Here is a 295-nt window from a genome sequence, read left to right on the forward strand (position 1 = left end):
GCTCGCATCGAATGCTCTCCAGCATCTTATACAGACACGTAAATATCCATCAAGCTTTGCCTCGCCGCTCACCCCATGGCTAAAGCCAGGGGCTTGCGCGGCGATTTTCGGTCAACCTCAAAGATCTCTCAAATCAAAGATCTCTCAAAGGATGCTCTTCCGGAGCCCAAGGGGCTGCGAAGTGCTCTTCCACCTTTTCGATCGACACCGTTGCGATGTTCTTGTCGCTCCACCGGGGATTTCCGTCCTTATCCATCAACCGTGCGCGGATCCCTTCCGGAAAGTCGGCACGCGC

At 54.9% G+C, this 295-nt stretch carries 1 protein-coding gene; it reads right to left on the minus strand.

All coding sequences use genetic code 11. The annotated features are described in order from the left end of the window. Positions 1 to 133: 133 nt before the first annotated feature. The coding region (locus A37A_RS22130; protein ID WP_196799525.1) for an enoyl-CoA hydratase/isomerase family protein at positions 134 to 295 on the minus strand (162 nt) is incomplete at its 5' end.

The organism is Verrucomicrobium sp. 3C (assembly GCF_000379365.1).
Lineage (GTDB): Bacteria > Verrucomicrobiota > Verrucomicrobiia > Methylacidiphilales > Methylacidiphilaceae > Methylacidimicrobium.